This window comes from Mesorhizobium sp. M7A.F.Ca.CA.001.10.2.1, assembly GCF_003998575.1.
In the GTDB taxonomy this organism is placed as follows: Bacteria; Pseudomonadota; Alphaproteobacteria; order Rhizobiales; family Rhizobiaceae; genus Mesorhizobium.
On sequence record NZ_RZQY01000440.1, the window covers coordinates 1 to 5,005 of the forward strand.

At 63.2% G+C, this 5,005-nt stretch carries 5 protein-coding genes and 1 pseudogene; 1 reads left to right on the top strand and 5 read right to left on the bottom strand.

Going from position 1 to position 5,005, the window contains the following annotated elements; genetic code table 11:
- Positions 1-644, bottom strand: a pseudogene (locus EN964_RS24095) (hypothetical protein); the annotation flags it as partial.
- Positions 645-832: 188 nt separating this feature from the next.
- Here EN964_RS24095 and EN964_RS24100 point away from each other — a divergent pair.
- A complete protein-coding gene (locus EN964_RS24100; protein WP_127272037.1) occupies positions 833-1,021 on the top strand; it encodes a hypothetical protein in 189 nt (62 codons plus the stop codon).
- Positions 1,022-1,155: 134 nt separating this feature from the next.
- On the opposite strand, the gene EN964_RS24105 is transcribed toward EN964_RS24100, so the two are convergent.
- The 4 genes from EN964_RS24105 to EN964_RS24120 form a co-directional block, all read right to left on the bottom strand.
- Positions 1,156-1,725: a DUF1254 domain-containing protein gene (locus tag EN964_RS24105; protein ID WP_127271883.1), complete on the bottom strand. Its 570-nt coding sequence runs from the start codon at positions 1,723-1,725 to the stop codon at positions 1,156-1,158.
- Positions 1,718-2,302, bottom strand: coding sequence for a DUF1214 domain-containing protein (locus EN964_RS24110; RefSeq protein ID WP_127276803.1), 585 nt, complete (start codon positions 2,300-2,302; stop codon positions 1,718-1,720). The genes EN964_RS24105 and EN964_RS24110 overlap by 8 nt, the downstream gene beginning before the upstream one ends.
- 205 nt (positions 2,303-2,507) lie before the next feature.
- A complete protein-coding gene (locus EN964_RS24115; RefSeq protein ID WP_127272265.1) occupies positions 2,508-4,661 on the bottom strand; it encodes a transglycosylase domain-containing protein in 2,154 nt (717 codons plus the stop codon).
- 230 nt (positions 4,662-4,891) lie between these two features.
- Positions 4,892-5,005, bottom strand: a 114-nt coding sequence (locus EN964_RS24120; protein WP_164775963.1) for a BBE domain-containing protein, incomplete at its 5' end; no start/stop codon positions are given.

Genomic DNA, 5,005 nt, shown 5'->3' on the forward strand with positions numbered 1-5,005 from the left:
GTCTCGCGCAATTTCACATAGGTGTCGGCGCCTTTGAAAGGATCGGCGTTCGTCGCTGCCGCCTCGTCGCCCGTGCGCATCATCGAGCGCAGCCTGCGCCGTGCATTCTCAGCCGCGATGCCGAGTGCCTGTTCCTGGGCGGGCTCGTCAGAGGCGGTTTCCGTGCTCGCTGGCGCGATCTTGTCTGCCGCGGCGGCGTTCGCATCCGGTTGCGGAGCGCGCACCAGGGTTGGCCTCTCGAGGGCCCTGATCAGATCAGCGATGGTCGGGTTCAAGCCCTTGCGGCGCGCGATGGCACGTGCATGCGGCAGGCCATGTCGCCCGATCAGCGCGATGAGATCGATGTCGCTGACGGCGCGTGAGCGGATGAGCAGCGGCGCGGCAATGTCGACCGGTTCCTCGCAAAGGCGGCGCACCAGGGCGGCGGGGGCGTATTCGCATTCGGAAAGGGCGGCTGCCACGTAACGGCGAGATTCGACGGACACGTCATTGAACAGCGGCAGCGTCAGGTCTTCGAGTTGACCGATCTCGCGGCGTGATGGGCGGGTGAGCGAACAGAACGCCGACACTGCGGCGCGGAACAGCCTTTCGGCCTTTCCCGAGTCTTTTCGCACCGCGATTTGCCTGAAGTCCGAAGATGACACGAAGGATACGCCCGTACTCGACACAACCTTGACGACGCTCGACCGGGACCGTGCCGGTTCCGAGAGTGCCAAGAACAAAGTTCAAGTTAGCGACGATCCGTTAGCGTTCCGTTAACCCTCTGCCGGCCTTAATGACATTTGGAGGCGTTGCGTTGTGCTCCGGGGAAACCGAGAGGAATGCGCGAACCATGGGCATGGTACTGTCTTTCGTGCCGCGTACGGCACCAAACACCAGAGTAAAGCAAACCGCCGAAATGCCGGCAGCGGTGATCATCTTTCCCGGCATCCGCTACGAGCGGCCGCATGCCGGCGAAGTGCGGCCGGTCGATCCCGACAAGCCGGGTTCGCCAGGACCAAAACCGGTCCCGCACCACTGAGTTTCGGCGGCCACGGACCTTTGGTCCGGGATCATGTCTAGTGCATGTCGCCCAAAAGTGACCTCGGTTTTGGGAGAACGACATGCACAAAGATCCAAAGCGGGTCGTCTGAATCCGTTCAGACGCGACTCGCTTTAGAAGTCCTGCAACTCGCAGGAACTCTGTTCGAAGAAGCGCGAAACGATCGGCTTCCAGCTGCTGTCGGGCACGAAGGCGCGGATGACGAAGATGCCTTCCTCGATCGGCGCTTCGACGAAGATCGCTCCTTGAAGATCCTCTGGAAGATCCTTGCGCACGTCGATCATCTGCGCCGGCGTCAGCACGACGGCATCCAGAACGCCGCCGGTCGCTGTGTGGTCGTTGAAGGAATAGATGTTGTGGCCGCTGCGGTCATAGACCGACACCGACCAGAACGGGACATGCCCAGGTGCCTTGACGCGGACCATGCCTTCGCCCAGATCGAACCGGCAGGCCGTCGCGTAAAACAGCGGGTCGACGGATTTCACCACGGGCGCGCCACCGGCCTCGGCATCGAGCCGCGTCATCTTGTACAGATCCGACGCCATGGACAGCCGCGACCAGGCATCGCGTTCGGAAAACTCGGGCACCAGCAGCAGCACGGCGATGTGCACGATGCCGGCGCCGAGCAGACCGAGCAGGACGGCATGCAGAAGTCCGCGCATCGCAGCGTAAAAACTACGCATTGCAGCCGACCTTGACGATATGCGGCAGCGAGACGTCCGACAGGCCGGTGCTGCTGGCGATTGGCGTGTCGTAGAAGGTCAGCACGAAATACATCCTGCCGAAGCCGTCTGTCAGCAGCCAATTGCCCGGCATCGGGTGATGGCCGGCGGAAATGATCACCGAATTGTCGGGCTGGCGGCGCTGCAATCCTACGGGGTGGTGCGCCAGCCGGGGTTTGCCGGTTTCGACCACGCCGAGCGACTGGTCGGCGGCATAAAGCGTCCAGAACCGTGCTGTCGGAAAATCACCCTCGATTGTGTAGGTGCATTCGCGCTTGAGCTCGGCGCCGGCCGCGTCTCGCTCGGCGACGAAGGACAGCCCCTCGGCGCGGCCGAGCGCAAGCACACCCTCGCGCGCCACGCGGGCCTTGGAATAGGGATCGGCGGCCGGCGTGCCGATATCGGGAAAGGCTGTCCATTGGCCGATCCTGATGGCGCCGACACCATCCTGGACTTTCAGCGCATACCAGACGCTGCCGCCACCGCCGACGATGGCTATGGCAAGCGAAAGCAGCGTCAGGAAGGCAGTTTTGAGCATGAGGGGCCGGGGACACGAAGAGTTGCCGCTCGGGGATATCGCGGCGCAGGGCCTTGTGGCAAGCGGGCCGACGTAGAATTGCAGACGGCTCTCCCTTCTCCCCTTGCGGGAGAAGGTGGCCGAGCGAAGCTCGGTCGGATGAGGGGTGTTCCAGCTTGGCAATGGCGGTGATCCGGCCATCACCCCTCAACTGTCTCGGCGCCAATCACAGCGCCGACAGCGTCTCCGGCAGTTGCGGCGTACTGAGGACGGGCGCCGACTGGAACAGCGTGGTCATGTCCCGCAGCGTCTGGGTCGTGCGGCTGGACAGCACCGGCGGCCGTTCGGCGGCTGCATCGGCCGCCGCCTGATCGTCGCTCTTCTTCTGTGCTTCCTCGGCCTTGGCAGCGATCTCCTCATCGACGAAGGGCTTGTCGATGCCCGGGATCGGCTTGAGGTCGATGTTCTGGTGCGCATAGACCATCAGTCGCTGCCACACCATCGCCGGCAGTGAGCCACCGGTCATGTTCTTGGTCGGCGTGAAGTCGTCATTGCCCATCCATACCGCCGCCGTGTAGTTGCCGGTGAAGCCGACAAACCAGGCGTCGCGGTAGGACTGCGTGGTGCCTGTCTTGCCGGCGACGACGATGTTGGGAAGTTGGGCTCGCCGCGCCGTACCCATCACCGGCACTGCGGCCAGCATGGTGTTCATCGATTTGAGCGCCTGCTCGGACAGCACCCGGTGTGGCGGCGGCGCGTCCTTGGCGAAATCATAGACCACCTCGCCGGTCCGGGTGACGAGTTGGCTGATGCCGTGCCGGGAGCCGACGAAGCCGTTGTCGGCGAACACGCTGTAGCCCGTCGCCTGGTCCATCACCGTCATGCTCGAGGTGCCGAGCACCATCGTCTTATGTGCTTCGATCGGCGATTCCACGCCCATCGCCTCGGCCATGGCCTTGATCGGGCCGATGCCGAGATGATCCTTGGCCAGCCGCACCGGCACGGTGTTGATCGACTTGGCCATTGCCATGATCAACGTGACGTTGCCGGCCGATCCGCCGTTGTAATTGTGCGGCGACCAGCTGCCCCAGCTGATCGGGCCGCCGGAAATGATGGAGTTGGGGGTGAAGCCGTGTTCCATCGCGGTTGCGTAGACATAGGGCTTGAATGATGAGCCGGTCTGGCGCAGCGCCTTGGTGGCGCGGTTGAACTGGCTGGCCCCATAGTCGCGGCCGCCGACGATGGCGCGCACGGCGCCGTTGGTCTCGATGACGACGACGGCACCTTCGGTGACGTTGTACTCCTTGCCGAACTGGCGCAGGTGGAACTCCACCGATTCTTCCGCCGCCTTCTGGATGTTGGCGTCAAAGGTGGTGTGGGCGAGAAGCGAGTGCTGGCCAGGTTTGGCGATCTTCTTGACCTCGTCGAATGCCCAGTCGAGGTAATAGTCAGGGCTTTTCTGTTCGCCGCGGTCGACGACATCGGCCGGATGCAGCCTGGCCTGCAGGACCTGGCCTTCGGTCATGAAGCCGGCATCGACAAGGTTGGACAGCACCACATTGGCGCGCGCGCGCGCCGCCGGCAGGTTGATGTGCGGCGCATATTTGGTCGGCGCCTTGAACAGGCCGGCCAGCATCGCCGCCTCGGCCAGGTTCAGGTCCTTGACGCTCTTGCCGAAATAGAAGTCGGCGGCAGCCTCGATGCCGAACGTGCCGCCGCCCATATAGGCGCGGTCGAGATAGAGCTGCAGGATCTCCTTCTTCGACAGATTGGCCTCGAGCCACAGCGACAGGAAGGCTTCCTTGATCTTGCGCTCCAGCGTGCGCTCGTTGGTGAGGAACAGGTTCTTGGCCAACTGCTGGGTGATGCTCGAGCCGCCCTGGACGACGGAGTTCGCCCGCACATTCTCGAAGATCGCGCGCGACAGGCCGAGCACATCGATGCCGTAGTGGTCGAAGAAGCGACGGTCCTCGGTGGCAAGCACCGCCTTGATGACGTGATCGGGCATCTCGTCGACCGGCACGGAATCGCGCTGGATGATGCCGCGCTGGCCGATCTCGTTGCCATAGCGGTCGAGGAAGGTGACGGCGAAGTCGCCCTGGGCGCGCCAGTCGCCAGCCGTGTCCTGGAAAGCCGGAATGGCCAGCGCCAGCATCACCACGATGCCGACGGCGCCGAGCGTGAAACCTTCGCTCAACAGTTCGATGATGCCACGGCGCCAGCCGTTGACGCGGAAGCGCCGCGAGAAGATCGTCGCTGATTCCCAGAATTGGCGCGCCTTGAAGCCGATCTCATAGAGCGAGGAATCGATCCACGCATCGAGCGCCAGCAGCCGGGCGGCGATCGGACCTCTTCTTTTGCGCGGTTCGGGACTGGCCATTCGGAATCCGGCTAGCAATTGCACGACCTGAGAACCGCAAACCGGCAATTTCAGGGCGATGCATTCCGGGAGACTATTCCTCCATTTTTCCAGCACTCACAAGGGCGGCGAAGACACAGTATTGGGTTTGTTGCTGATGGGCCGGCCCAAGAATACAGCCCGGCGCCAACAGCATGTGCCCGCGCCTCCAGCGGAGGCGTGAACTTGTTATCACTGCAGCTCGGCGCGCCTCATGCGGCTCGCAAGCTTTCTTTCGGACGCAAATTCTGGTTCATGCGGAACAGGTTCAGCGGGTCGTAGCGCTGCTTGATTTCCAGAAGCCGTCGATGGTTGCCACCATAGGC

Coding starts and splice junctions, on each gene's coding strand:
- EN964_RS24105 (WP_127271883.1), bottom strand. CDS start 1,725: ATGCGTAGTTTTTACGCTGCGATGCGCGGACTTCTGCATGCCGTCCTG.
- EN964_RS24115 (WP_127272265.1), bottom strand. CDS start 4,661: ATGGCCAGTCCCGAACCGCGCAAAAGAAGAGGTCCGATCGCCGCCCGG.
- EN964_RS24100 (WP_127272037.1), top strand. CDS start 833: ATGGGCATGGTACTGTCTTTCGTGCCGCGTACGGCACCAAACACCAGA.
- EN964_RS24110 (WP_127276803.1), bottom strand. CDS start 2,302: ATGCTCAAAACTGCCTTCCTGACGCTGCTTTCGCTTGCCATAGCCATC.